The 1,067-nt window shown below is 72.4% G+C and carries 2 protein-coding genes; both read left to right on the forward strand.

Translation table 11 applies throughout. The features are described 5' to 3' along the window. A partial coding sequence (locus tag FUT87_RS27010; RefSeq protein WP_255512065.1) for an ABC transporter substrate-binding protein occupies positions 1-694 on the forward strand: 694 nt, incomplete at its 5' end. Positions 695-882: 188 nt separating this feature from the next. Beyond that, positions 883-1,067, forward strand: a 185-nt coding sequence (locus FUT87_RS27015) for a hypothetical protein (RefSeq protein WP_147242976.1), incomplete at its 3' end; no start/stop codon positions are given.

Consider the following 1,067-nt stretch of genomic DNA (forward strand, 5'->3'; position numbering starts at 1 on the left):
CGCCAAGACCATCCTGGCCATCAACCACCAGCGGCCGCCGCTGGGCGACGTCCGCGTGCGCCGCGCCATCGCCATGGCGATCGACCGCAAGGCCGTCATCCAGGCCAGCGCCGACGGCTACGGCGTGCCGATCGGCAGCTTCGTCACGCCGGACGCGCCGGGCTACGTCGACTGCACCGCGATCAACGCCTACGACCCGGCCGCCGCGAAGGCGCTGCTGGCCCAGGCCAAGGCGACTGGGCTGTCCCTGTCGTTGAAGCTGCCGCCGGTGCCGTACGCGCGCCAGGGCGGCGAGCTGATCGCGGCGCAGCTGGCGGCGGTCGGCATCACCGCCCGGATCGAGCAGATCGAGTGGGCCCAGTGGCTGTCCAGCGTCTACGGCAGCAAGGCCTACGACCTGACCGTCATCGCGCATGTGGAGCCCTACGACTTCGGCAACTTCGCCCGGGCGGACTACTACTGGGGCTACCGCAGCCCCGCCTTCAACGCGCTGTACGAGCGCATGCAGGGCAGCGCCGATCCGGCCGAGCGGGCGCGGCTCTTCGGCCAGGCGCAGCGCCAGGTCGCCGAGGACGCGGTCGCCGCCTTCCTCTACCAGCCCCAATGGATCACGGTGGCGCGGGCCGGCCTGAAGGGCCTGTGGAGCCGCACGCCGCTGTTCGCCAACGACCTGTCCGCGCTGAGCTGGGCATGAAGCCGTGCAAGCCCCCTGATGCAGGGACGCGGCGGCGGCGCGCTGTCGCGTGGCCGCGTCAGCCGGCGGGGCGCGACGGCGGCTCGTCGGAACTCGCGCGCCGGCCGTCCACCGAGAGGGCTTTTCCTCTACAGGCCGTCTTGCGGCCGGTGTAGCGTGCGCGGTTTGGGGAGGAGTCGGAGAGCCGCATGCCGTTTGAATTGCCTGAGACCCTGCAGCCGTTCCTGTTGCCGCTGCTGATCGTGGTCCCGCTGGCCATCGTGATCATCATCATCACGGTGCGCCGTGGCGACTATCGCGACGTGGGCGCGCCGCCGCCATCGCCCCGTCCCCTGCCGCCCGGCCCGGCCGCCCGCGCCCAGCTCGGCCCCCG

The sequence above is a fragment of the Mitsuaria sp. TWR114 genome (assembly GCF_007997345.1).